This is a genomic window from Streptomyces candidus (genome assembly GCF_014207445.1).
GTDB lineage: Bacteria > Actinomycetota > Actinomycetes > Streptomycetales > Streptomycetaceae > Streptomyces > Streptomyces candidus.
The window spans coordinates 402,646-428,290 of the sequence record NZ_JACHEM010000006.1; the positions used below are offsets into that span (position 1 = coordinate 402,646).

The following is a 25,645-nucleotide window of genomic DNA, read 5'->3' on the forward strand; positions in this document are numbered from 1 at the left end:
TGGCGTGTCACCGCTCCGCAGCAACACAATCCGCCGGACCCGGGTCGATGTGTCGGCAACGGAACCCCTCTGTGTCAAGGGTGCGCGAGGGCGTACGCGAAGCACGCGCGCCTGGTTTCAGGGGTGCGCGAAACGGTTAAAGGGTTACGTTCGCGACGAGTTGAGCGAGTGTCGCAAAGCGCCCGGATACGCGTCCGGCCGGACCTCGCGGGAGCAAGGTCCGGCCGGGCACGTGATGTTGACGACGCCTGTTGACGCGTCAGCCGAGGAGGGTGTTCAGCGCGACGTGCGGGAGCTCGTGCGCCTCCGCGACCTCACGGTAAACGACCTGGCCGTCATGGGTGTTGAGACCCTTGGCGAGCGCCGGGTCACGGCGCAGCGCCTCGGCCCAGCCGCGGTTGGCGAGCTCGACGATGTACGGCAGCGTGGCGTTCGTCAGCGCGTAGGTCGAGGTGTTCGGAACGGCACCCGGCATGTTGGCCACGCAGTAGAAGACCGAGTCGTGGACGTTGAACGTCGGCTCGGCGTGCGTGGTCGGGTGCGAGTCCTCGAAGCAACCGCCCTGATCAATTGCAATGTCGACAAGTACACTTCCGGGCTTCATCTTGGCGACGAGCTCGTTGGTGACCAGCTTCGGGGCCTTGGCGCCCGGGATCAGCACGGCGCCGATGACGAGGTCGGCCTCGACGACGGCCTTCTCCAGTTCGAAGGCGTTGGAGACGATCGTCTGCACCTTGGTGCCGAAGATCTTGTCGGCCTCGCGCAGCTTGTTGATGTCGCGGTCGAGCAGCGTCACGTGGAAGCCCATGCCCACCGCGATCTGGGTGGCGCTCCAGCCGGAGACGCCGCCGCCGATGACGACGGCCCTGCCGGCCGCCGTGCCGGGAACGCCGCCGGGGAGCACGCCGCGGCCGCCGACCTGGCGCATCAGGTGGTACGCGCCGACCTGCGGGGCGATCCGGCCCGCGACCTCGGACATCGGGGCGAGCAGCGGCAGCGCGCGGTTCGCGGTCTCCACCGTCTCGTAGGCGATGGCGGTGGTGCCGGACTCCAGCAGCGCGTCCGTGCACTCGCGGGAGGCGGCGAGGTGCAGGTAGGTGAAGAGCGTCTGGTCCTTGCGGAGGCGGTGGTACTCCTCGGCGATGGGCTCCTTGACCTTGAGCAGCAGGTCGGCGGAGGCCCAGACCTCGTCGGCGGTGTCCAGGATGCCCGCACCGGCCGAGACGTACTCGGCGTCCGTGATCGAGGAGCCGAGACCGGCGCCCTTCTCGATGACGACCTGGTGGCCGTGGCGCACCAGCTCGTGCACGCCGGCCGGGGTGATGGCCACCCGGAACTCGTTGTTCTTGACCTCGCGGGGGATGCCGACCTTCACGTCGATCACGGTCCTTGGAATCTGGGGGATAAAACGGGCAATGCCTTGCATGACCAGGCACGGAAGGCATACCTGGGGAACGCCACGGAGTGACGCGGCAAAGCCAGTCTAATGAAGGATTTCCAGCTGTCTAGCCTTACAAAGCATCAACCTCGAACGGATGCGCTGCGGATTTCGTAGGCTGGAGCCGCCTCTTCCATTAGCCTCTCCGCTGAAGCCCGGTACAGCCGGGCGGCCGTCGGGTCGCCGAGCCGGTCGAGGGTGTCGGCGAGCCGCAGCCCGAGTGCGGCCTGCAGCCGCGTCTCCCCGGCCTGCCGTGCCCACTCCACGGCCTCCTGGCAGGTGCGCAGACATTCCTCGGGACGCCCCGCGTACTCCTGGACCCGCGCCATTTCGCTCAACGCCCTTGCGTGGCCCGGGAGATCACCGAGCCGCCGCATCGCCGCCGCGGCCGCCCGCCAGTGGCGCAGCGCCTCGCCGTACCGGCCCGCGTAGGTGTGCACCGCGCCGAGCCGCCCGTACAGGCGTGCCCCGTCCTCGCGCTCACCTCGGGCGAGCCGTTGGTCGAGTGCCCTTCCGTACCAGTCCGAGGCGCGCGAGTAGTCCCCCATCTCCTGGTACGCGCCTCCTACGGATTCCATGGCGCGGGCCGTCGCGTAGGGGTCCTGGGCGAGCCGCCCGGCGTCCAGGGCCGCCCGGTACCGGGACAGGGCCTCCGCGGTACGGCCGGTCTGCGCGTCCAGGTCGGCCAGGTTGAGCAGCGCTGCGGCCTTCTCGCGGTGCAGGTCGCGCCGCTCGGCGACGTCGAGCACCAGCCGGTGCAGCCCGTACAGCTCGGGAGCCGCCGCCTCGGTCCCCCGGTGCGCGGCCAGCGCCCGCACGAGAGCGGCGACCAGGCGCCGCGCCAGGGTGTCGAGTCCGCCGTCCTCGACCGCGGCGCGGGCGGCGGCGAGCAGCGCGGGCTGACGGACGCGCAGCCACTCGGCGGCTTCCTGGGCGGAGGAGAAGCGCAGCGCGCGGGGCAGTCCGGCGAGCCTCTTGCTGGCCGCGGAGCCCTCCGGCTCGGTGACCGCACGGCACGACTGGAGCTGCCGCACGGTCCGTTCCAGCATCCGGGCGCGCGCCAACTGCCTTTCGGCGGGCCGTTCCTGAGCCTCCGTCAACTTCAGCAGCAGCGGCGCCAGACATCCCGGTACGAGGTACTGCTCACCCGCGGGGTGCAGCAGCCCCTGCACCGCGAAGTCGTCCAGCGCGCTCTGCGCCGCCGACACGGAGCACCCGGCGAGCGCCGACGCGGTGTGCGCGTCGACCAGGCCGGCGGGGGCGAGCGCCAGGAGGCGCAGCGTCCGCGCGGTCGGCTGCGGCAGCGACTCGTACACCAGACGCAGCGCACGCGCCAACGGCCCTGATCCTTGCGCGTGGTCGGCGTCATCGGGAAGGTCGTGGAGGTGCTTGGTGACGTCCGGGACCGAGTAGGTGGGGCGGGCCGCGAGCCAGCCGCCGACCAGGACGAGTGCGGCGGGCTGCCCGCCGCACTGCTCGGCCAGGGCGTCGGCGGCTGTCGGGTCGACGGTGATGCGCACCTTGCCGGTGTAGTGCGCGAGGAGGGCGACGGCGGACGCGGTGTCGAGCCCGCCGAGTGTGCAGGGCCGGACGTCGGGAATGCCGGTCAGCGGCCCTTGGGAGGTGGCCACGACCAGGCATCGCGGGTTGTCGGGGAGCAGCGGGTCGACCTGCTCGGCGTCGGACGCGTCGTCCAGGACGAGGAGCGTGCGGCGCACCGCCAGGGCTTCGCGGACCATCTCGGACAGGGTGTCCGCGTCCGCGCCGGCCGGAGCGGCGATGCCCAGTTCGTCGAGCAGGGTGCGCGCCGTCTCCTCGGTGGGCACGCGTTCGCCGCCGGGTGCGGTGAGGCGGGCCCGCAGCGCGCCGTCCGGGTAGTCGTCGGCCAGCGAGCGGGCCAGTTCCTCGGCGAGGGCGGTGCGCCCGGAGCCGGGGCGTCCCGCGATGAGCAGGACGCGGGCCCGGGGTTGCTTGCGGCCGGTGAGGGTGTCCAGGCCCGTGCGCTGGATGTCGGCGCGCAGTTCCTTCAACTCCCGTTTCCGGCCGAAGAACGCACCGGTCGCCCAGTCGTGGGCCGATCCCGCCGCGGGGGCGGCCGTCGTGACCGCCGCCGCGCCGCTGTTGCCCACCGCCTGATCCGTCACGGGCCACGCTCCCGTCCGCCTGCGCACATACCCCGCCGCGACTGCGGTCGGGCTTTTTCGAGCCTAGTTCACGCTCTGCGACGATCCGGGGGGAGCGCGGCGGACAAGTCGCCCGATCGGATCAACAGTTTTTATGACTGGAGACTCTTCGCCGAACGGCTCTCGCCGTGCGGGTCAGAAGGGCCGCGCGGGCCACGGTGCCTCCGCCGGACGCAGGGCGTCCAGTCCGTCGCCCGCCTGCGCCGCGGCGAGCGCGAGCGCCCCGATCACCAGACAGGTGTTGTGCAGCTCACCGGCGAGCGCGCCGCGCACCAGCTCCGCGAGCGGTACGCGTGCGTGCTCCATGTCGGCCTCCTCCTCGGACACCGCGAAGCGCTCGCCCTCGCTCTCCGAGAGGTCCCGGGCCAGGAAGATCCGTACCGCCTCGTCGGAGCCGCCCGGAGAGGTGTACACATCGGCGAGCACCCGCCAGTCCCCCGCCTTGATGTGCGCCTCCTCGTAGAGCTCGCGCTGGGCGGCGCGCAGCGGGTTCTCGCCGGGCACGTCCAGGAGTCCGGCCGGGATCTCCCAGAGCTTGTGCCGCACCGGGTGGCGGTACTGGCTGAGGACGGCGACACAACTCCGGTCGTCCAGGGCGAGGACGGCGACCGAGCCGGGGTGCACCTGGTAGTCACGGCCCGCCACGGACCCGTCGGGCATCACCACCCGGTCGGTCCGGACACTGGTCTTCGCCCCCTCGAAAGGAGTCACCGACTCGGTGACCTGCCACTCCTGGGGGGTGTCCTTGATCGCCACGTACGCCTCCATGCAACGAGAAAACCGGGGCAAGAGCCTGAAAAGCCCTACCCCGGTCAACCGTAACGCCTGTGACTACTTGCCCTGCTGGCGCTCCACCGCCGCCTTCACCAGCCCCGCGAACAGGGGGTGCGGACGGGTCGGGCGCGAACGCAGCTCGGGGTGGGCCTGGGTGGCGACCAGGTAGGGGTGCACCTCGCGCGGGTACTCGACGTACTCGACGAGCTTGTTGTCGGGCGACGTGCCGGAGAAGACGAGGCCCGCCTTCTTCTCCAGCTCGGCACGGTAGGAGTTGTTGACCTCGTAGCGGTGACGGTGGCGCTCGTCGACGTACTGCTCGTCGCCGTACGCCTCGCGCACGAGGGAACCCTCGGCGAGCTTGGCCGGGTAGAGGCCCAGGCGCATGGTGCCGCCCAGGTCGCCCGCGCCCTCGACGTACGCGAGCTGCTCCTCCATGGTGGAGATCACCGGGTGGGCGGTGGCGGCGTCGAACTCGGTGGAGTTGGCGTCCTCGATGCCCACCAGGTTGCGGGCCGCCTCGATCACAATGCACTGCAGGCCCAGGCAGATGCCGAGCAGCGGCACCTTGTTCTCGCGGGCGTACTGGATGGCGCCGACCTTGCCGTTGACGCCGCGCTCGCCGAAGCCGCCCGGGATGAGGATGGCGTCGCAGTCGCCGAGCTGCTTCTGTGCGCCCGCCTGCGTCTTGCAGTCGTCGGAGGTGACCCACTTGACCTTGACCCGGGCCCGGTTGGCGAAGCCGCCGGCACGCATGGCCTCGGTGATCGAGAGGTAGGCGTCGGGCAGGTCGATGTACTTGCCGACGAGCGCGACGGTGACCTCGTGCTGCGGGTTGTGGACGCGGTCCAGGAGGTCCTCCCAGACGGTCCAGTCCACGTCGCGGAACGGCAGGTCCAGCTTGCGCACGACATAGGCGTCCAGGCCCTCGGTGTGCAGCACCTTGGGGATGTCGTAGATCGACTTGGCGTCGATGGCGGCGACCACGGCGCCCTCGTCGACGTCGCACATCAGCGAGATCTTGCGCTTGATGGCGGTCGGGACCTCGCGGTCGGCGCGCAGCACGATCGCGTCGGGCTGGATGCCGATGCTGCGCAGGGCGGCGACCGAGTGCTGGGTCGGCTTGGTCTTCAGCTCGCCCGAGGGGCCGATGTAGGGGAGCAGCGAGATGTGCACGACGAAGACGTTGTCGCGGCCTACCTCGTGGCGGACCTGGCGGACGGTCTCCAGGAAGGGCAGCGACTCGATGTCGCCGACGGTGCCGCCGACCTCGGTGATGACGACGTCGACGTCGTCGGTGGCCATGCGGCGGATCCGGTGCTTGATCTCGTTGGTGATGTGCGGGATGACCTGCACCGTGTCGCCGAGATACTCGCCGCGGCGCTCCTTGGCGATGACCGTGTTGTAGACCTGGCCGGTGGTGACGTTGGCCGAGCCGTCGAGGTCGACGTCGAGGAAGCGCTCGTAGTGGCCGATGTCCAGGTCGGTCTCGGCGCCGTCGTTGGTGACGAACACCTCGCCGTGCTGGAAGGGGTTCATCGTGCCCGGGTCGACGTTCAGGTACGGGTCGAGCTTCTGCATGGTGACGCGAAGGCCGCGGGCCTTCAGGAGCGCACCCAGGCTGGAGGCGGTCAGACCCTTGCCGAGGGAGGAGGCGACACCCCCGGTGACGAAGATGTGCTTGGTCGTCGAGACGGTGTTGTTCCTAAAGGCAGCGGGCTGCATGGCCAAGGCGGGGCTCCCGTGGTCGCGAGGTGAGGATGCGTTTCTGGCCTCCCACCGGTGCACATCGGTTGAATCACCGGTGATTTCGGGGGGCGCCGTCGCTGCGGTTCGGGGGGATTTGCGCCCACCGCTCCACGGGCTACCAGGGTAACAGTGACTCCGGGAGGCTGCTTCCGGCGCCCGTCGCGGGCCGACGGGGAGCAGGGGTTCCGCGCGGAATCGCGGCCTCTTAGTCCGAGCGCCTGTGAAGACGGTTCGGAACGGGCGGGACCCGAACGGTCAGCACTACGGGCGCCTGTTCGAGCCATCTTCACCCTACGATCACACCGGAACCACCTGCGCCTCACCCGTTCGGTCCCCTCCCCTTGCGACCACCTCACACGGATGAGCTTCGTGCAACGTATCCTTCACGGAACATCGCTGCGAGCCGGCCGGTGGCGAAGGCACCAACCCCGCCCGCTCCCGGACCCCGAAGCTCGTCGTCGAAGATCCCCTGACCGCAGAGGCCCCCTTCCGAACGGGGGTGGACGTGGCCGTTCGACTGGAGATTGCACGTGGCCGGGCGCATCGAGGACTACGCACTCATCGGAGACATGCAGACAGCGGCGCTGGTCTGCCGGGACGGCTCAGTCGACTGGCTGTGCCTGCCCCGTTTCGACTCCCATGCCGTCTTCGCCGCGCTCCTCGGAACCGAGGAGCACGGCTTCTGGCGGATCGGACCCACCTATCCGGAGGGCAGTGAGGCCCCCGTGGCCTCCCGCCGCCGCTACTGCGGGGACTCCCTCATCCTGGAACAGGAGTGGGACACCCCCCGGGGCACGGTCCGGGTGACGGACTTCATGCCACCTCGCGACGGCGCGCCACAGATGACCAGAATCGTCGAGGGCATCAGCGGCCGCGTGCCGATGCACTCGGCGCTGCGCATGCGGTTCAGCTACGGCCGGGTGACCCCCTGGGTGCACCGGGTCGACAACCGTACGGTCGCGGTCGCGGGACCCGACTCCGTATGGCTGGACACGGACGTCGAGACGCACGGCCAGGACCTCACCACGCACTCCGACTTCACGGTCGGCCCCGGTGAGCGGCTCACCTTCACCATCCAGTGGCAGCCCTCGCACAAGGAGGCGCCGCCGCTCCCCGACCCCGAGGGCGCGCTGCAGCTCACCGTCGACTTCTGGCGGGAGTGGGTGGAGCACTGCACGTACCACGGGCCCTACCGCGAGGCCGTGGTCCGCTCGCTGATCACGCTGAAGGCCCTGACGTACGCCCCCACCGGCGGCATCGTCGCGGCCCCCACCACCTCCCTCCCGGAGGACATCGGCGGCTCCCGCAACTGGGACTACCGCTACACCTGGCTGCGCGACGCCGCGATCACGCTCTCCTCCCTGCTGCGCACCGGCTACCGCGAGGAGGCACGCGCGTGGCGCGAGTGGCTGCTGCGTGCGGTCGCGGGCGACCCGGAGAACCTGCAGATCATGTACGGCATCGCCGGCGAGCGCGAGCTGGGCGAGGCCGAACTGGACTGGCTGCCGGGTTACGAGAACTCCGGCCCCGTCCGCGTCGGCAACGGCGCCGCCGGGCAGCTGCAGCTCGACGTGTACGGCGAGGTCACCGAGGCCCTGCACCTCGCGCACATGACGGGCCTGGCCCGCAACGACTACGCCTCCCTCCTCCAGCTCAAGCTGATCCGCTACCTGGAGGACCACTGGAACGAGCCCGACGAGGGCATCTGGGAGGTGCGCGGTCCGCGCCGCCACTTCGTGCACTCCAAGGTGATGGCCTGGGTGGCGGTGGACCGCACGGTCAAGCTGATCGAGTCGGGTGACGCGGACGGCCCGCTGGAGCGCTGGCGCGAACTGCGCGAGACGATCCACCGTGACGTCTGTGAGAAGGGTTACGACCCGGAACGCAACACCTTCACGCAGTCGTACGGTTCCCGGGAGCTCGACGCCTCCCTGCTGCTCATCCCGCAGATGGGCTTCCTGCCGCCGGACGACAAGCGCGTCATCGGCACCATCGAGGCGATCCAGCGGGAACTGTCCACCCCGGACGGCTTCGTGCTGCGCTACCCGACGGCCGGCGAGGACGCGGGCGTGGACGGCCTGGAGGGCGACGAGGGCGCGTTCCTGGCCTGTTCGTTCTGGCTGGCGGACGACCTGGCGATGATCGGGCGGGTCGACGAGGCCCGCAGGCTCTTCGAGAAGCTCCTGGGGCTGCGCAACGACCTCGGTCTGCTGGCCGAGGAGTGGGACTCCACTCTCCAGCGCCAGGTCGGCAACTTCCCGCAGGCCTTCAGCCACGTGCCGCTGATCGACACGGCGCTGCGGCTGACGGCGAGCGGCGCGTACGGGGGCTGACCCGCCCGCGAGAAGCCGACCGCTCCGGGGTGGCACGGACCCTGCGTTCGCGCCACCCCGGAGCGCAGCCGCGGACGGCTTGGCCGGTGTGCTTTCGCGCGGCGGCGGGCGTCCCGGCGCGCGCCCCCGGGGTGATGTACGCCACAGCGGGCATGGAGGCGCTCAATTCGCCGGTGGCCGCGTCGAGTTGCCGCGCCGACCGGCAGCCGATGCCCACCGGTGACCGCCGGGTGATGTTCTGCCATCGGGCGCGCGGGTACCGTCCCGGTCCATGGACACGCAGGGCGGAATCACCGTGCAAAGGGCGCTTGAACTGCCGGGACTCCGCAGCGGGCTGCCCGAGGTGGTGGCGGGTGCGGACCGGCTCCACCGGACGGTGCGCTGGGTGCACGCCGGCGAGGTCCCGCACATCGCCTCGCTCCTCAAGGGCGGCGAACTGCTGCTGACGACGGGCCTCGGCCTGGGCACCCGCCCCGCCGAGCAGCGGGCCTTCGTACGCAGGCTGGCCGAGCGGGGCATCGCCGCCCTCGTCGTCGAGCTGGGGCCGCGCTTCGGCCGGCTGCCCTCGACCCTGGTGGAGACCGCCCGGACGGCCGGGCTGCCGCTCGTCCAGCTGCACCGCGAGGTGCCGTTCGTGTCGGTCACCGAAGAGGTCCACACCGAGATCGTCAACGGCCACTACACGCTGCTGCGGCGCGCCGAGGAGGTGCACCGCCGCTGCACCGAGGCGCTGCTGGACGGAGGCGGGATCCCGCAGGTGCTGGGCATCCTGGCCGACTTCACGGCCAACCCGGTCTTCCTGGAGACCGCCGACGGGCAGTTGCTGTACGCGGCGGGGCCCACCGCCAAGGACACCGGGGGCGCCGACCCGCTCCAGGTCTGGGAGGGGCTGCGAGGTCAGCGTGAGGCCCGTGAGTCGGGGCCGCCCGCCAACGGTGTCCTGGTGGACGTCCCCGGCGGCGGCCACGGCGCGGGTTCGGTGCGTGCCCGGCTGGCGCTGCTGGGGGTGACGAACCCGCTGCTGCCGGTGCACCGGATCGCCGCCGAGCGGGCCGCGGGCATCCTCGCGGTCGTCCTGATGCAGGCACGTCAGGAGGAGGAGCTGGCGGCGCGCGGGCGCGGCGACTTCCTCACGGACCTGGCGCAGGGCCGCATCCCGGCGGAGGAGGCCCCCGCGCAGGCCCGGGTGCTGGGCTTCAGGCCGGGCGAGGGGCCGCTGCTGCCGGTGGTGATGCGGCTGGCCGCCGAGCTGTCCCCGCCCGGGAACTGGTCGGTGCTGACACGGGCGGTCCTGGAGGAGCTGTCGTCGGTGGGGGTGCCGGTACTGCTGGGCGTACGACCGGTGGAGGGGCGTGTTCCGCTGCTGCTCGGGCTGCGCGCGGAATCGGAACGCACGGCCGTCGCCGACCGGGTCGCGGCGGCCCTGCGGGCCGGTGTCGAGCGGGCCGGGCTGGGCAGGGCGGGCGCGCACCCGCCGGTCGTGGTGGTCGGGGTCGCGGGCGGCTGGGCGGCGGCCTCGGCCGGTCTGCGGCACGCGGCGGAGACGGCGACGGCGGCGCAGGGGCTGCACGACCGGCCCTGGTACGACGCCCGCCGTCTCGACATCGACCTGCTGCTGTGGCGGCTGCGGGAGCATCCGGACCTGGCGGCGTTCGTGGACCGGGCGATCGGCCCGCTGCGCGACCACGACCGCACCTCGCGCCCGCCGCTGCTGCCCACCCTGGAGACGTACCTGGCGCACGCGGGCCGCAAGGCGGAGACGGCGCGCGAGCTGCATCTCAACCGGCAGACGCTCTACAACCGGCTCGCCCGCATCTCCGAGCTGCTGGGCACCGACCTCGACGATCCGCAGACCGTCCTGGCGCTCAGCCTGGCTCTGCGCGCGCGCAGGCACGCCTCCTAGCGGCCCGGACGGTCGGGCCCCCGCCGGGTACGGACGGGCACCGGGAGCCCTATGCCAGACCCGTCAGCTCGTCGTACACGCTGAGCACCTGTGCCACGGTCTCGTCCTCCGTCGGCCAGGTAGCCGCCTGCCGCAGCCCGGCGTCCGCGAGCCGGGCCCGCCGCTCCGGGTCGTCGAGCAGGCCGAGAACCGTCCGCGCGAGGGCGTCGGCGTCTCCGTACGGGACGAACTCGGCGGCGTCGCCGACCAGTTCCGGCACCCCGCCGACCTCGGTGGCGACCAGCGGCACCGCGGCCCGCAGCGCCTCCTGGGCGAGTACCGAGCGCGCCTCCCAGCGGCTGGGCAGCACCGCGACGTCCGCGGCGGCGAGCAGCTCGGCGACGTCCTCGCGCTGCCCGAGGAGCTGAACGGGCAGGTCCTCGGCCTCGATGCGGCGCTGCAGTGCGGCCCGCTCGCGGCCCTCCCCGGCGATGGTGAGCAGCGGTGCGGGGTCCCGCTCCCGCCAGGCGCGGGCGGCGTCCAGGAGGACGTCGTAGCCCCGGTACGGGACCAGGCTGCCGACGGCCATCACCAGCGGACGGTCCACGGCTCCGAGGTCGGCCCTGGCCTTGCCCTCGTGGAAGTCGTCGGACGGCTTGACCGCGGGCACCGTGACCGGGGCCAGCCGCGCGTCGCGCGCCCCCCGGTCGCGGGCCCTGTCGACCAGTTCGGACGAGGTGCCCAGCACGACGGCGGCCGCCCGCACGGCACGGCGCTCCATGAGGCGTACGGCGTGGCTGCGGACACCTTCCGCGTGCGCCCGGGTGTGCCAGGTCACGACGAGCGGGGGCGGTCCCGCGAACCGGACGCCCTGCCGTCCCCGGTCCCCCCGCAGCCGTCCGCCGAGCGCGAAGGCGCAGCGCACGGCGGCGTGCAGTCCGTGCGCGTGCACGATGTCGGCCCGTGCGCACGCGGCGCGCAGGGAGGCCACGGTCAGCGGGTCGCTGCGCCTGGGGACGGTCACCACGTCGGCGCCCGCCCCGGCGAAGCCGTAGGCCCTCTCCAGCTCGGCCGGGGCGCACACGGTGACCCGTACGCCCCGGGCGACGAGGCCCGCCGTCAGCGACCTGACGTGCGCGCTGCTGCCCGCGCTGCCACCGCCGAGCACTTGGACGGCCCTCAGCGGCGACTGCCCGTACGGCGGGGGCGGGGTGCTGCTCACGGTGGCAAGTGCTCCTGGGGTGGGGTGCGGCGCACCGCGCTCGCGGTGCGCAACCGGGCTGGGAAAGGGCACTTGTAGCAGAAATCCGGGCCTGCCCGCGTGTCTTCTGCCGCACAGGTGCGCGTCACGGCGCCAAGAATGCCAGCCCCCACGGCCGCCGGGGCGCCACAACTGTCCGGGTCCGGTCACTTCATGCCCACGACCACCCGCACGAGTGAGCGCCGCTTCAGCCCTCCCCTCCGCACGGACGGCCTTCCCTCGCTGCTTCACCCTTCCTTACGGACGGTCTCCCTCAGCGCGCTCCCGCCGCACGGCTGACCCTGTCGCCGCACGCGGCGACGGCGATCAGCGCGGCGGCATGCAGGGCGAGCCCGGTGCGGCCGTTGCCCGCGGCCATCACCGCGCCGAGCGCGGCCCCCAGCGCGTGCGCCCCGGTGTCGCCCAGCATGGTGCGCCGCCCGAGGTCGTCCTCCAGCACCGCGGCGACGGCCCCCACGGGCGCGGCCGCGAGCATTCCGGCGCCGCCGCGCTTCAGCAGCCCCGGCGCCCCGAGGACGAGCACCGCCCCGGCCGCTCTGCCCGGCCGCACGTCCACCAGGTTCACCAGGTGCGCGGTGCCCGCGACGACGACGCCCGCCAGCACCCGGTCCACGGCGTCCCGCTTGAGGAGCGCGCCCGCCACGAGCCCGGCCGCGCCGATGCCCAGCAGCTTGACCGCGCCGCTGGTGATCTCGCCCTGCCGCAGGGCGCCCAGGTGTGCGCGGAAACCACGTCGCGGGTCGCCCCGTCCCGCCATGTCGTCGTACGCGCCGCAGCCGCCGGCCGAGAGCACGGCGAGCACCGTGGCCGCCCGCACCCGCCCGGAAACCCCCGGGGTGAGGGCGACGGCGGCCGCGGAACCGAGGGCGACGGCCGGACCCGCGTACAGGTCGACCACCGAGCCCTCGAAGTTCGTACGCTCCCACAGAGCGGCCTCTCCGGGCGGCCGGCGGCGCAGACCCCGGCGTACGCACGAGGTGGCCACGCCCGCTGCCAGCATCCCGGCAACCCGGCCACCGAACCCGCTCCGCCCCGCGCTCATGATCATGACCCTACGGCAGCGCTCCGGGCCGGGGCAGGCCCCCTACACGTCCGCCCGCGCCGTGGCGAGCAGCTCCTCGGCGTGAGCCCGTGCCGTCTCGGAGTCCTCCTGGCCGGCCAGCATCCTGGACAGTTCCCGCACCCGGTCCTCGCCCTCCAGGACGGTCACGCCGCTCCGGGTCACCGAGCCGTCGTGGGTCTTCTCCACCAGCAGCTGCCGGTCCGCGAACGCCGCCACCTGCGGAAGGTGCGTCACCACGACCACCTGCGCCGACCTGGCGAGCTTCGCCAGCCGCCGCCCGACCTCGACGGCCGCCTTGCCGCCGACTCCCGCGTCGACCTCGTCGAAGAGATACGTGGGAACCGGGTCCGCCCCGGCGAACACGACCTCCACCGCGAGCATCACACGCGACAGCTCACCGCCGGACGCGCCCTTGCCGATGGGCCGCGGGTGTGCTCCGGGGTGCGGGGCGAGCAGCAGCTCGACCTCGTCCGCACCGGACGCGTGGTAGGCGACGCGCCGTCCGCCGACCTCGATGCCGTGCTCGGCGTCCTCGGTCTGCCGGATGTCGATGGTCACCCGTGCGTGCGGCATGGCGAGGGACGCCAGCTCCGCCGTGACGGCGTCGGCGAAACGTGCCGCCGCTTCCGTACGGGCGTCGGTCAGCGCCTGCGCCAGACCGGACATTTCGTCCCGCAGGACGTCCCGTTCGGCCGTCAGCTCGCCGATCCGGTCGTCGTCGCCGTCCAGTTCCGTGAGCCGGGCCGCGCCCTCCTGCGACCAGGCGAGCACTCCCGCCACGTCGCCTTCGGCACCGCCGTACTTGCGGGTGAGCTGGGTGAGGGCGGCCCTGCGCTCCTCGACGGCGGCCAGCCGCAGCGGGTCGGCGTCCAGGTTGTCGGCGTATCCGGCGAGCTCGCCCGCCACGTCGCCGAGCAGGATGCCGATCTCGCCGATCCGCTCGGCGAGGGCGGCCAGCGCCGGGTCGTGCGCGCGCACCGCGTCGACGGACCGCTGGGCGCCCGCGACGAGGGTGTTGGCGTCGACGCCCTCGGGGTCCTCGGGGTTGCCCGCGAGGGCGGCGTGCGCGAGCGCCGCGGCGGAGGCCAGTGCCTCCGCGTGCCCGAGCCGTTCGGCCTCGGCGGACAGTTCGGTGTCCTCGCCCGCGAGGGGTTCGACGGCGGCGATCTCCTCCAGGCCGAAGCGCAGCAGATCGGCCTCCTGGGCCCGCTCACGCGCGCGCGTGGTGATCTCGTCCAGTTCCGCCGAGACCGCTTTCAGGCGGCGGTGGGCGACGGTGTACTTGGCGTGCGGCACGGCGACGGCGTCGCCCGCGAATCGGTCGAGGGCCTTGCGCTGCCGGGACGGCCGCAGCAGCCCCTGCTGGTCGGTCTGCCCGTGTACGGCGACGAGGTCGTCCGCCAGCTCCGCGAGCAACCCCACCGGGACCGACCGCCCGCCGAGGTGGGCCCGCGAACGCCCCTCGGCGGAAACCGTCCTGCTGATGAGCAGCGCCCCGTCGTCGAGTTCCGCCCCGGCCTCCTCGGCGCGCAGCGCGGCTGGTTCGCCGGGGCGCACCGTGAGCCGCCCCTCCACCACCGCCGCCTTGGCCCCGACCCGTACCAGGGCAGCGTCGGCCCGGCCTCCGAGCAGCAGCCCGAGACTGGTGACGACCATGGTCTTGCCTGCTCCGGTCTCGCCGGTCACCGCCGTGAAGCCTGGTGACAGCTCGACGACAGCATCGTCGATGACTCCGAGCGACCGTATCCGCATCTCCTCCAACACGGACACGACCATACGAGGTCCGGAGGCCACCGTGCGACGGACCCCGCCCGCCCGACGCCTCCGCGGGCCTCCCGAATCCTCCCGGACCCTGCTCAAACCCCCACGCATCGGCAGGGAAGACCCCGATACGGGTGACAGAACAGCCGTCCGGTCGACGTGCGTACGAATGGCGGAGCCCAGCCCCGGCCGGAACCCGCACCGCGGTTCAGTGCGGCGCCCCGCGCCACCCCGACACCGGAAGTGCGAACTTGGCGACCAGCCGGTCGGTGAACGACGCCTGGTGCAGCCGTGCCAGCCGTACCGGCACCGCGCCCCGGCGCACCTCCACTCGGGCCCCTGACGGCAGTTCCACCGTCCGCCGCCCGTCGCACCACAGCACCCCGGCGGGGGTGTGCGGCTGGATCTCGACCGCCAGCACCGACGTCGGCGAGGTCACCAGCGGCTTCGCGAACAGGGCGTGCGCGCTGATCGGCACCATCAGCAGCGCCTCCACCTCCGGCCAGACGACGGGTCCGCCGGCCGAGAAGGCGTACGCCGTGGAGCCGGTCGGCGTGGCGCACACGATCCCGTCGCAGCCGAAACCGGTGACCGGCCGCCCGTCGATCTCCAGGACGACCTCCAGCATCCGCTCCGGCGAGACCTTCTGCACCGCCGCCTCGTTGAGGGCCCAGTCGCGGTGCAGCACCTCCCCGTTGTTGTGCACGAGGACGTCGATCGTCATGCGTTCCTCGACCTCGTACGACCGGGAGACGACCCGCCTGACGACCTTGTCCAGGTCGTCGCGCTCCGCCTCCGCGAGGAAGCCCACCCGGCCGAGGTTGACGCCGAGCATCGGCACTCCGGAGGCGCGGGCGATGTCCGCGCCGCGCAGCAGCGTGCCGTCACCGCCGAGGACGATCAGCAGCTCGCAGCCGTCGAGGACGTCCGGGGTCGCCTCGACGACCGTCTCCACGGAGGAGGGCAGCGGCAGGTCGACCGCCTCCGACTCCAGCAGCCGGACGCCCAGGCCGCTCTTGATCAGGCCTTCGACGACGAGTTCGGCGCTGCGGATGGCGGCGGGCCGCCCGGTGTGCGCGAGCAGGAACACGGTGCGTTCCGCGGCGGGGTCCAGTACCCGTGCCGCGTCCGGCGCACCCGACGTTCCGGTCGTCCCTGTTGTGGTCACCGAGGCCCCTCCGCCACTGCACGAGTCACGTCCGCCGGGTCCAGCTCGGGTGCACCGGCCTTCAGCCACAGAAAGTACTCGACGTTTCCGGACGGGCCGGGCAGCGGACTGGCCGTCACGCCCCGCACGCCGAGCCCGAGTCCCCACGCCTGGCGGGCCACGTTCCGTACGGCGTCGGCCCGCAGTTCTGTGCTGCGCACCACTCCCCCGCTGCCGAGCCGCTCCTTGCCGACCTCGAACTGCGGCTTGACCATCAGCACCAGGTCGGCGTCGGGCGCCGCGCACCGCGCCAGCGCGGGCAGCACGAGCCCCAGCGGGATGAACGAGAGGTCACCGACGACGAGGTCCACCGGCTCCCCGTCGATCGTCTCCAGGGTCATCTCGCGCACGTTCGTACGGTCCTTGACGGTGACCCGCCCGTCGGACTGCAACGACCACGCCAGCTGGCCGTAGCCGACGTCCACGGCCACCACGTGCCCGGCGCCGGCCCGCAGCAGTACGTCCGTGAAGCCGCCCGTGGAGGCCCCGGCGTCCAGTGCCCGCCGCCCCTCCACCGTCAGCCCCAGCGGGGTGAACGCGGCCAGCGCGCCGGCCAGCTTGTGCCCGCCGCGCGACACGTAGTCGGGGTCGTCGTCGTCCTTGAGGACCACCAGCGCGGCGGCCGTCTCGACCTGCGTCGCGGCCTTGCTCGCCACCGCACCGCCGACCTTGACCCGGCCCGCGGCGATCAGCTGGCTCGCGTGCTCCCGCGAACGGGCGAGCTTCCGGCGGACCAGCTCGGCGTCCAGGCGGCGGCGTGCCACTCCTGCCACTTCTCGTTCAGCTCCTGATGTCGTGCGGGGAAGCCCCTGGTGCAGGGGTCGCCGGAGGTCCCGGGCGTGCGTCGAGTGCGGTGAGCGTCTCGCGCAGCCCCCGGTGTACATCCTCGTACACCCCGACGTGCCCGTCCGCCGTGAGGTGGTCGACATCGGCCAGCCGCTCCAGGGCGGCGTCCACCTCGTAGTGCCCGGTCGCGCCGCGCGCGACCCCGAGCGGCGCCGGGGCGGCCGGGTCGTAAGCCGCCGTGCCGGCCGCCCCGGCGCTCCCGGCAGCGGCGGCTCCCGCCGCTGCTCCGCCGCCCTGTGCTTCCTTGGGGTCCATGGTCACGACGCTACCCCGAAGCCCTGAGGTACGGTCGGCGTTGATGGCGACCACTCAGGAGTGCCGCGGCGCACTCGACAGGCTTTCGGACAATCTCACCCGGTCCGAACACGACGGCGTGCGCGGCGTCGCGGGCTTCGACCGCTCGCTCAGCTGCCACGTGACGGACCTGGACACGACCTTCACCGGCCGGCTGACGGACGGCCGGATCACCGTCGACGACACCACCCCCGGCCCGCCCCGCGAGCGCGCCCAGATCCGCCTGGCGATGACCGGGGACGATCTGGTCGCACTGGTCGACGGGGGCCTGAACTTCGCGAAGGCCTGGGCGTCCGGCCGGGTTCGGCTGGAGGCCGGTTTCCGTGACCTTCTGCACCTCAGGAAGCTGCTGTAACCGACGCGCCGACGCGGGTACGGGCCTTCCGCGCCGCCGGTACCACCAGCGGCGTCCCGGTCTCCGGATCGGCGATGACCTGACACTTCAGCCCGAAGACCCGCTCCACCAGATCCGCCGTGACCACGTCCGCCGGCGCCCCCTCGGCCACGACCCTGCCGTCCCGCATCGCGATCAGATGCGTGGCGTAGCGCGCGGCGTGGTTCAGGTCGTGGAGTACGGCGACCAGCGTGCGCCCCTGGGTCTCGTGGAGTTCCGCACACAGGTCGAGGACGTCGATCTGGTGCTGGATGTCGAGAAACGTGGTCGGCTCGTCGAGCAGCAGCAGCGGCGTCTGCTGGGCGAGCGCCATCGCGATCCACACCCGCTGGCGCTGGCCGCCGGACAGCTCGTCGACGTACCTCTCCGCGAGTTCACCGACTCCGGTCGCGGCCATCGACTCCTCGACGATCCGCTCGTCCTCGGGCGACCACTGCCGCAGCAGCCCCTGGTGCGGGTAGCGTCCGCGCGCGACCAGGTCGGCGACCGTGATCCCGTCGGGTGCCACCGACGACTGCGGCAGCAGTCCCAGCGTCCTGGCGACCTTCTTGGCGGGCATCGTCCCGATCGCCTGCCCGTCGAGCAGGACCCGCCCCTGTGCGGGCTTCAGCATCCGCGACAGGGCGCGCAGCAGCGTCGACTTGCCGCACGCATTGGGCCCGACGACGACCGTGAAGGAGTTGTCCGGTATCTCGACCGACAGGTCCTCCGCGATGATCCGCTCGTCGTAGCCGAGGGTCACCGATTCCGCGACGAGTCGCTGCATGGACGTACCGCTCCTGACGTCATTCCTGCTCATATCCGTCCCGCCTTGCGCTCCGTCACCAGCAGCCACAGCAGATAGCAGCCGCCCACCACCCCTGTCACCACTCCGACCGGCAGCTGCCGCTCCCCGAAGGCCTGCTGGGCCGCCCAGTCGGCGACCACCAGCAGTGCCGCGCCCATCAGCGCGGACGGCATCAGGTTGGGCCCCGGCGACCGCGTCACCCGGCGTGCGAGCTGCGGTGCGCTCAGCGCCACGAAGGCGATCGGCCCGGCGGCCGACGTCGCGACGCCCATCAGCAGCACGGCGCACAGGATCAGCACCACCCGCGCCCGCTCCACCGGTACGCCCAGCGCGTACGCCGCGTCGTCGCCCATCTCCATCATCCGCAGCGCCCGCCCGTGCCCGAGCACCAGCGGAACGAGTACGGCGCAGACGGCGGCCAGCGGCAGCACCTGCTCCCAGCCCCGCCCGTCCAGGGTGCCGGTGATCCAGAGCACCGCCCGGGTCGCGTCCACCAGGTCGGCCTTGGTCAGCAGGTACTGCATGACGGCGGTCAGCATGGCGGCGGCGCCGATGCCGACCAGCACCAGCCGGTAGCCGTGCACTCCCCGCTTCCACGCCAGCACGTACACCAGCACACCCGTCAGCAGGCAGCCGGCCAGCGCACCGGCCGCGACGGCCCAGCTGTTCCCCTGGAACAGCACGATCACGACGAGCGCGCCGACGGTCGCCCCCTGCCCGAACCCCAGCACGTCGGGGCTGCCCAGCGGGTTGCGGGAAATCGACTGGAAGACGGCCCCGGACAGGCCGAGGGCCGCACCGACCAGCAACGCGGTCAGCACGCGCGGCAGCCGCAGCTCCCGAACGATGAACTCCTGGGCGGGCAGCCCGTCGCCGAGCAGCGTCGAGACGACCTCGCCGGGCGTCATCGGGAAGTCGCCGCTGCCGATGACCACGATGCCGGCGGCCAGCGCCACGGCCGTGATCACGAGCGACGCGACGACCGCCCGTACATCCAGCCGCAGCGACAGACCGCCACGGGTTCGTACCGCACGAGCCGGGGACCGCCGTACGGCGGGCTTCCTCTCGGCGGTCTTGGTGGTACTCACAGCTGCCCCATCCTGCGCCGACGCACCAGGTGGATGAAGACGGGACCGCCGATCAGTGCCGTCACAATGCCCACCTGAAGCTCCGACGGGCTGGTCACGACCCTGCCCACCACGTCCGAGCCCAACAGCAGTACGGGTGCCAGCACCGCGGCGTACGGCAGGATCCAGCGCATGTCGGGCCCGGTGATGGCCCGCACCAGATGGGGCACCATCAGCCCGATGAACACGATCGGCCCGCACGCGGCGGTCGCGGCGCCGCACAGCAGCGTCACGGCGAGCATCGACAGGATCCGGGTCCTCGTCAGATGGACGCCCAGTGCCCGGGCGCTGTCCTCACCCATCTCCATCGCGTTCAGCGGCCGCGCGAGCACCAGCGCGAGCACCAGTCCGGCGACGATGAACGGCCAGACCTTTCCGACGACCGCCATGTCGGCCGACGCGAGCGACCCCACGGTCCAGAACCGCAGCCGCTCCAGCGCCGCCGAGTCCAGCAGTTGTACGGCGTTGACGTAGCCGTAGAGCGCGGCGGTGGCCGCCGTACCGGCGAGCGCGAGCCGCACCGGCGTGGCCCCCCGGCTGCCCCCGAGCACGTACACCAGCGCGGAGACGGCCCCCGCCCCGAGGAACGCGAACCAGACATACCCGGTGAGCGAGGTCACCCCGAGAAAACTGATCGCCGACACCACGGCGGCGGACGCTCCGGCGTTCACCCCGAGGATCCCCGGCTCGGCCAGCGGGTTCCTGGTCAGCCCCTGCATCACCGCCCCGGCCGTGCCGAGCGCGGCCCCGGCGAGGACACCGAGAATCGTCCGCGGCACCCGCACATCCCGAACGATCACGTCGTCCCCGGTGCCGGAGTAGTGCGCGAGCCCGTGCCACACGTCTCCGAACGGGATCGTCTTGGCGCCGACGGCAATGCTCGCGAGCATCACCAGCACCAGAACACCCAGCGAAACGAGCAACCCGGCAGCCCGCACCGCGTTGCGTTTCCGGAGGTTCCGGGGGGACGGAGCGGAGCCGTGCTCCACGCTCTGTTCAGGGGGACTGTCGACCAACACCCGGTTAGGTTAGCCTAACCCATCTCCTGGCCAGCAGCCCCGCCCCCGTAGCCCCGTGGACGGGGTTGCCCTACGTCAGCCCCCTTGGGCAGCGGGGCCGCGAGCCCGTCCGTAGCCCCTTCGGGCGGCGTCGACCGCCTTACGGTCAGCGCCCTTGGGCGGCGGGGCCGCCCCCGAGGGCGGAACGGGCAGACAAGGGGGCGGCCCCCACCGGACGGTGCACCCCCCACACCCACGCCCCGCACCCTCCCCGCCAAGCCAAGCCCCGCCCGGGGGACTCCCCCCGCGAGCCCCGCTCCCCTACCCCAACCCCACCCTCTTCAACGCCGCCCCCGCGTCCAACCCGCACCCCCCCGACCCCGCCTCACTCCAAGCCACCGCACACAACGCCCGCAGCCCGTCCATCTCCCGCCCCTCCCCCTCGACCGCCAGCGCGTCCCCCCGCACCGAAGCGGTCCACCCCCCGCACGTGAACCGCCCCTCCCCGGCAAGCACTTCCGGCTGCCCCGCCAGCAGCCCCCGCAGATCCGCGTCCACATACGTCGGCCGGTACTTCGCCTCCGCCGCCAGCAGCTGCGCCGCGTCCGTCACCCCCGTCAGGACCAGCAGCGAGTCGACGCCTCCGGCGTTCGCGCCCTCGATGTCGGTGTCCAGCCGGTCGCCCACGACCAGTGGCCGTCGGGCCCCGGTGCGCAGGATCGTCTCCCGGTGCATGGGCGGCAACGGCTTGCCCGCCACCTGCGGCTCCGCGCCCGTGGCGATCCGTACGACCTCGACGGCCGCGCCGTTGCCCGGCGCGATCCCCCGCGCACCGGGAATGGTCAGGTCGGTGTTCGACGCGAACCACGGCACACCCGCGCGGATCGCGTACGAGGCCTCCGCGAAACGGCCCCACGCCATGTCCGGTCCCCCGTACCCCTGCGCCACCGCTGCCGGCGAGTCCTCCGCCGAGTCCACCGGCACCAGTCCCCGCTCCCGCAGCGCGACCCGCAGTCCCTCTCCGCCGATCACCAACACCCGTGCCCCTGCCGGAATCTGATCGGCAATCAGCCGGGCGACGGCCTGCGCGGAGGTGATCACGTCACTCGGCAGGGCGGGCACCCCGAGCTCCGTCAGATGCGCGGCCACAGCCTCCGGGGTGCGCAACGCGTTGTTGGTCACGTACGCGAGGTGCATACCGCCGTCCCGCGCCGTACCCAGCGCGTCCGCCGCGTGCGCGATGGCCTCGCCACCGGCGTACACGACCCCGTCGAGGTCCAGCAGTGCCGTGTCGTAGGCCTCACTCAGCGCCGTCCCGCTGTTGCCCGGACGCGTCCTGCTCGGCTGCTGGCCCATATCTCTTCCGCTCCTCGTTCCGCTGCTTCTCCCCCGATCATCACCCATCTGCCCACCCCATTTACCATGCACCAATGAGCACACCTGGGCCGCCCGAGGACCACGGCCTGCGACTGGTCCCCCTGCGCGGGCTTCGCTATGTCCCGGAGGAGGTCGGCAGCCTGGCCGCCGTGACCTCACCGCCGTACGACGTCGTGGTCCGCCCGGACGGCCTGCTGCATCTGGAGTCCGCGGATCCGCACAACATCGTCCGGCTGATCCTCCCGCAGGCCGACACCGCGTCCGCCCGCCACGAGCAGGCCGCCGACACGCTCAGGACCTGGCTCGACGAGGGCGTTCTCGCCCCCGACGCCGAACCGGCCCTGTACGTGTACGAGCAGTCCCGCGGCGACCTCCTCCAGCGCGGCGTCATCGGCTCGCTCGCGCTGTCCCACCGTGAGCAGGGCGTCGTCCTGCCGCACGAGGACGTCATGCCGCACGTCGTCGAGGACCGCGCCGCTCTGATGCGCGCCACGGCCGCCAACCTGGAGCCCCTCCTCCTCACCTACCGCAGCGACGGGGTGTCCGGAACCACCGACGCGATCGACGCCGCCCTCTCGCGCCCCCCTCTCCTGTCCACCATCACCGAGGACGGCTTCCACCACCGTCTGTGGTCCCTCACCGACCCGGCCGAGATCGCCGCCGTCAGCAGGGACCTCTCCCACCACCAGGCCCTCATCGCCGACGGCCACCACCGCTGGGCGACGTACCTCCGCCTCCAGGAGGAACACGGCACCGCCTCCTCCCCCTGGGACTTCGGCCTCGTCCTCCTCGTCGACACCGCCCGTTACCCGCTCCAGGTCCGCGCGATCCACCGTCTGCTGCACCGCCTGCCGGTCTCCGAGGCCCTCGCGGCAGTCGGCGACTCCTTCCGCATACGGCACCTGGACAAGACCCTCCCCGAGGCCCTGGAAGCACTGGCCGCAGCCGCCGCTTCCGGCAATGCGTTCCTGCTGGCCGGCGACGGCTCGTACCACCTGCTGGACCGCCCCGACCCCGGCCTCCTCTCCCGTACGGTCCGCCAGGACCGGCCGGAGGCCTGGCGGACCCTGGACGCGACCGTCCTGCACGAGACGCTCCTCGCCCACGTCTGGCACATCCCGGACGCCCCCGAGGACATCGCGTACATCCACGACACGGAAGCCGCCGTGGAGCAGGCCGAGCGGCACGACGCCACCGCGGTCCTCATGCACCCCGTGCGCGAGGAGGTCGTACGCGATCTCGCCCGTCAGGGCGTCACGATGCCCCGCAAGTCCACTTCCTTCGGCCCGAAGCCGGCCACCGGCCTGGTCCTGCGCAGCCTCGTCGTCGACTGAGGCCGGCCACCGAAACGCAAAAAGGGCGGCGCCCCCGGGGAAATCCCGGGGCGCCGCCCTTCTCACACTCAGCCCTTGTCGCTCTCCTCCTCGGCCTCGGTGCGCTCCTCAGCGGCTTCCGCCACCTCGGTGCCGCCCGCCGATTCCGGTGCGTCGGACTCCGGTGCGTCGGACAACTGGGAGGCGCGCTCCTCGCCCGCAGTCCCGTCGGCCGCGACCGCGGCCTCGTCGGCCGCCACCGCCTCGGGCTCCTCCACGCTCCCGGGCGCCTCGGCGGACTCCGTCGAATCCTCCTCGTCACCGGCCAGCGCGTCGACGAACTCGACCCCGTCCAGCTCTGCGAGCCGCTCGGAAGCGTCCGTGCTGCCGTCCCGGTCCGCCTCCACGGCCTTGGCGAACCACTCGCGCGCCTCGTCCTCACGCCCCGCCGTCAGCAGCGCGTCGGCGTACGCGTACCGCAGCCGGGCAGTCCACGGCTGTACGGAGGTGGAGCCGAGCTCCGGTCCCTGAAGCGTGACGATGGCGGCGTCGATCTGCCCCATGTCGCGCCGTGCACCGGCGGCAACGAGCCGCATCTCGACCTGACCGGCCTTGTCCAGCTTCTGCACCTCGGGCTCACCGGCCATCGCCATCGCCCGCTCGGGACGGCCCAGCCCACGCTCGCAGTCCGCCATGACGGGCCAGAGCTCCACGCTGCCCGTCATGCGACGCGTCGCCCGGAACTCGGCCAGTGCCTCGGTGTACCGCTGGGTCGCGTACGCGGCGAAGCCCGCGGCCTCCCGCACGGCGGCGACCCGCGAGGCGAGCCGCAGCGCGATGCGCGAGTACGCGTACGCCTCCTCCGGCTCGTCGTCGATCAGCTTGGCCACCATCACCAGGTTCCTGGCGACGTCTTCGGCCAGCGTCTTGGGCAGGCTCATCAGTTCCTGGCGCACGTCCGGGTCGATCTCCCGGCCGGTGACGTCGTCCGGAATCGGCAGCCGCTTGACGGGCTCCCGGTCACGGTCGTCCCGGCCCCGGAACCCACCCCGGTCGCCGCCACGCTCGCCACCGCGCTCATCGCGCGAACCGCGGTATCCACCGCGCTCCCCACCTCGGTCGTCCCGCCTGCGGAAGCCACCGCCGGAACGGTCGTCCCGACGCGGCCCACGGTCGTCGTCCCGACGCGGAGCCCGGTCGTCACGCCCACGGAATCCGCCACTGTCGCCGCCGCTGGGCCGGTCATCACGACGGAAGCCCCCACGGTCGCCGCCACCGGAACGGTCGTCACGCCGCTCGAACCCACCGCCGGAACGCTCGTCCCGGCGCTCGAAGCCACCACCGGCCGGACGCCCACCACGGTCGTCACGACGGAATCCTCCGCGGTCCTCCCCGCTCGGCCGCTCGTCACGACGGAACCCGCCACGGTTTCCCGCACTGGCCCGGTCGTCCCGGCGGAACCCGCTGCGGTCGCCCCCTCGGTCGCCGCCGGTGGGGCGGTCGTCGCGTCGGAAGCCGCCGCGCTCGCCGCCACGGTTGTCGTCGCGTCGTTCGAAGCCACCGCCGCTGGGACGCCCACCGCGGTCGTCACGCCCACGGAACCCACCGCGATCGCCACCACGGTCACCGCCGCTGGGCCGGTCATCACGACGGAAGCCCCCACGGTCGCCCCCACCGGAACGATCGTCACGCCGCTCGAAGCCACCACCGGCCGGACGCCCACCACGGTCGTCGCGTCGGAACCCGCCCCGGTCCCCGCCACGATCGTCACGGCGTTCGAAGCCACCGCCGGAGCGCTCGTCCTTACGGAATCCGCCTCGCTCAGCGCCACGGTTGTCGTCGCGACGGGCCCCGCCCCGGTCCCCGCTCGGCCGGTCGTCCCGACGCGGTCCGCTACCGGCCCGGTCGTCACGGCCACGGAAGCCGCCACGGTCGCCGCCACCGGAACGGTCGTCCCGGCGCTCAAAGCCACCACCGGCCGGGCGTCCACCACGGTCGTCCCGGCGCTCAAAGCCACCACCGGCCGGGCGTCCACCACGGTCGTCCCGGCGGAACCCGCTGCGGTCGCCCCCGCGGTCGCCGCCGGTGGGGCGGTCGTCGCGTCGGAAGCCGCCGCGCTCGCCGCCACGGTTGTCGTCGCGTCGTTCGAAGCCACCGCCGCTGGGACGCCCACCGCGGTCGTCACGCCCACGGAACCCACCGCGATCGCCACCACGGTCACCGCCGCTGGGCCGGTCATCACGACGGAAGCCCCCACGGTCGCCGCCACCGGAACGGTCGTCACGCCGCTCGAAGCCACCACCAGCGGGACGCCCACCACGGTCGCCGCCGCGGTCGCCACCAGCGGGACGGTCGTCGCGGCGACCGTAGCCTCCGCCGGCGGGACGTCCGCCGCGGTCGTCACGACGGTCCCCACCAGGCCGGTCGTCACGACGGAACCCACTGCGGTCCCCGCCCCGGTCGGCACCGCTGGGCCGGTCGTCACGACGGAAACCGCCGCGCTCGCCACCCCGGTTGTCATCACGACGGGGGCCACGGTCGTTGTCACGACCACCGCGGTATCCGCCCCGGTCACCACTGTCTCGGTGACGCGGCTCGCGCTCCGGACGATCGTCGGGAGAGTTGGTGGACATGGGTGACTCCTAGTCTTCGGGCAATGCAGTCATTCTCGCGCAGTCGGGCATCCGACGCGCTTCGGGCAGAAAAACAAAAAGGACCCTTGGTCCCAGCATGAACGCTGGGACCAAGGGTCCTTTTGAAAGATTGTTCGGCGGCGTCCTACTCTCCCACAGGGTCCCCCCTGCAGTACCATCGGCGCGGAAAGGCTTAGCTTCCGGGTTCGGAATGTAACCGGGCGT

The 25,645-nt window shown here is 72.7% G+C and carries 19 protein-coding genes, 1 rRNA gene and 1 pseudogene; 4 read left to right on the forward strand and 17 right to left on the reverse strand.

The annotated features are described in order from the left end of the window. Positions 1–259 precede the first annotated feature (259 nt). The 4 genes from ald to pyrG all read right to left on the reverse strand — a co-directional run bounded on the left by ald (position 260) and on the right by pyrG (position 6,120). A complete protein-coding gene (gene ald / locus HNQ79_RS14945) occupies positions 260–1,375 on the reverse strand; it encodes an alanine dehydrogenase (RefSeq protein ID WP_185031161.1) in 1,116 nt (371 codons plus the stop codon). Positions 1,376–1,521: 146 nt separating this feature from the next. Next, positions 1,522–3,582 carry a tetratricopeptide repeat protein gene (locus tag HNQ79_RS14950; protein ID WP_185031047.1) on the reverse strand — a complete coding sequence of 687 codons (2,061 nt, stop codon included), beginning with the start codon at positions 3,580–3,582 and terminating at the stop codon, positions 1,522–1,524. A gap of 174 nt (positions 3,583–3,756) precedes the next feature. After that, positions 3,757–4,377, reverse strand: a complete 621-nt coding sequence (locus tag HNQ79_RS14955) for an NUDIX domain-containing protein (protein ID WP_185031163.1) — start codon at positions 4,375–4,377, stop codon at positions 3,757–3,759. Positions 4,378–4,452: 75 nt separating this feature from the next. Continuing rightward, positions 4,453–6,120, reverse strand: a complete 1,668-nt coding sequence (gene pyrG, locus HNQ79_RS14960) for a CTP synthase (protein ID WP_185031165.1) — start codon at positions 6,118–6,120, stop codon at positions 4,453–4,455. Positions 6,121–6,674: 554 nt separating this feature from the next. Between pyrG and HNQ79_RS14965 the strand changes: the two genes are divergently transcribed. Both HNQ79_RS14965 and HNQ79_RS14970 read left to right on the forward strand, forming a co-directional pair. Then, positions 6,675–8,477 (forward strand): glycoside hydrolase family 15 protein, encoded by a 1,803-nt coding sequence (locus tag HNQ79_RS14965; protein ID WP_185031050.1) that lies wholly within the window; start codon positions 6,675–6,677, stop codon positions 8,475–8,477. Between the two features lie 271 nt (positions 8,478–8,748). Then, the gene (locus HNQ79_RS14970; protein ID WP_185031052.1) at positions 8,749–10,380 is read left to right on the forward strand and encodes a PucR family transcriptional regulator; all 1,632 of its coding nucleotides are present in this window, start codon (positions 8,749–8,751) and stop codon (positions 10,378–10,380) included. A gap of 49 nt (positions 10,381–10,429) precedes the next feature. Here the strand turns inward: HNQ79_RS14970 and HNQ79_RS14975 are convergent, their stop codons facing one another. The 6 genes from HNQ79_RS14975 to HNQ79_RS15000 all read right to left on the reverse strand — a co-directional run bounded on the left by HNQ79_RS14975 (position 10,430) and on the right by HNQ79_RS15000 (position 16,752). Further along, the gene (locus HNQ79_RS14975; RefSeq protein ID WP_185031054.1) at positions 10,430–11,581 is read right to left on the reverse strand and encodes a glycosyltransferase family 4 protein; all 1,152 of its coding nucleotides are present in this window, start codon (positions 11,579–11,581) and stop codon (positions 10,430–10,432) included. 292 nt (positions 11,582–11,873) lie between these two features. Continuing rightward, positions 11,874–12,668, reverse strand: coding sequence for a hypothetical protein (locus HNQ79_RS14980; RefSeq protein ID WP_185031056.1), 795 nt, complete (start codon positions 12,666–12,668; stop codon positions 11,874–11,876). 36 nt (positions 12,669–12,704) lie between these two features. Continuing rightward, positions 12,705–14,459, reverse strand: coding sequence for a DNA repair protein RecN (recN, locus tag HNQ79_RS14985; RefSeq protein ID WP_185031058.1), 1,755 nt, complete (start codon positions 14,457–14,459; stop codon positions 12,705–12,707). Between the two features lie 193 nt (positions 14,460–14,652). Further along, positions 14,653–15,558: an NAD kinase gene (locus HNQ79_RS14990; protein WP_185031167.1), complete on the reverse strand. Its 906-nt coding sequence runs from the start codon at positions 15,556–15,558 to the stop codon at positions 14,653–14,655. A 50-nt stretch (positions 15,559–15,608) separates the two neighbouring features. Continuing rightward, on the reverse strand, positions 15,609–16,424 hold the full coding sequence (locus tag HNQ79_RS14995; RefSeq protein ID WP_185031060.1) for a TlyA family RNA methyltransferase: 816 nt from the start codon (positions 16,422–16,424) through the stop codon (positions 15,609–15,611). Between the two features lie 7 nt (positions 16,425–16,431). After that, positions 16,432–16,752 carry a hypothetical protein gene (locus HNQ79_RS15000; protein WP_229923793.1) on the reverse strand — a complete coding sequence of 107 codons (321 nt, stop codon included), beginning with the start codon at positions 16,750–16,752 and terminating at the stop codon, positions 16,432–16,434. Positions 16,753–16,795: 43 nt separating this feature from the next. Between HNQ79_RS15000 and HNQ79_RS15005 the strand changes: the two genes are divergently transcribed. Continuing rightward, complete coding sequence (locus tag HNQ79_RS15005; RefSeq protein WP_185031062.1) at positions 16,796–17,146, forward strand: SCP2 sterol-binding domain-containing protein; 351 nt, start codon at positions 16,796–16,798, stop codon at positions 17,144–17,146. Here HNQ79_RS15005 and HNQ79_RS15010 read toward each other — a convergent pair. The 4 genes from HNQ79_RS15010 to HNQ79_RS15025 form a co-directional block, all read right to left on the reverse strand. Beyond that, positions 17,130–17,951, reverse strand: a complete 822-nt coding sequence (locus HNQ79_RS15010; RefSeq protein ID WP_185031169.1) for an ABC transporter ATP-binding protein — start codon at positions 17,949–17,951, stop codon at positions 17,130–17,132. The genes HNQ79_RS15005 and HNQ79_RS15010 overlap by 17 nt on opposite strands. Before the next feature lie 29 nt (positions 17,952–17,980). Further along, the gene (locus HNQ79_RS15015; protein WP_185031064.1) at positions 17,981–19,060 is read right to left on the reverse strand and encodes a FecCD family ABC transporter permease; all 1,080 of its coding nucleotides are present in this window, start codon (positions 19,058–19,060) and stop codon (positions 17,981–17,983) included. Further along, positions 19,057–20,115, reverse strand: coding sequence for a FecCD family ABC transporter permease (locus tag HNQ79_RS15020; RefSeq protein ID WP_373312643.1), 1,059 nt, complete (start codon positions 20,113–20,115; stop codon positions 19,057–19,059). The genes HNQ79_RS15015 and HNQ79_RS15020 overlap by 4 nt, the downstream gene beginning before the upstream one ends. 303 nt (positions 20,116–20,418) lie before the next feature. Then, a complete protein-coding gene (locus tag HNQ79_RS15025; protein ID WP_185031068.1) occupies positions 20,419–21,453 on the reverse strand; it encodes an HAD hydrolase-like protein in 1,035 nt (344 codons plus the stop codon). Between the two features lie 74 nt (positions 21,454–21,527). On the opposite strand from HNQ79_RS15025, the gene HNQ79_RS15030 reads away from it, so the two are divergent. Next, complete coding sequence (locus tag HNQ79_RS15030; protein WP_185031070.1) at positions 21,528–22,808, forward strand: DUF1015 family protein; 1,281 nt, start codon at positions 21,528–21,530, stop codon at positions 22,806–22,808. A gap of 68 nt (positions 22,809–22,876) precedes the next feature. Here the strand turns inward: HNQ79_RS15030 and HNQ79_RS15035 are convergent, their stop codons facing one another. The 3 genes and pseudogenes from HNQ79_RS15035 to rrf all read right to left on the reverse strand — a co-directional run. Then, complete coding sequence (locus tag HNQ79_RS15035) at positions 22,877–23,728, reverse strand: tetratricopeptide repeat protein (RefSeq protein WP_229923795.1); 852 nt, start codon at positions 23,726–23,728, stop codon at positions 22,877–22,879. A gap of 585 nt (positions 23,729–24,313) precedes the next feature. After that, positions 24,314–25,402, reverse strand: a pseudogene (locus HNQ79_RS15040) (hypothetical protein); the annotation flags it as partial. Positions 25,403–25,552: 150 nt separating this feature from the next. After that, positions 25,553–25,645: ribosomal RNA gene (gene rrf / locus HNQ79_RS15045) — 5S ribosomal RNA — on the reverse strand; the annotation flags it as partial.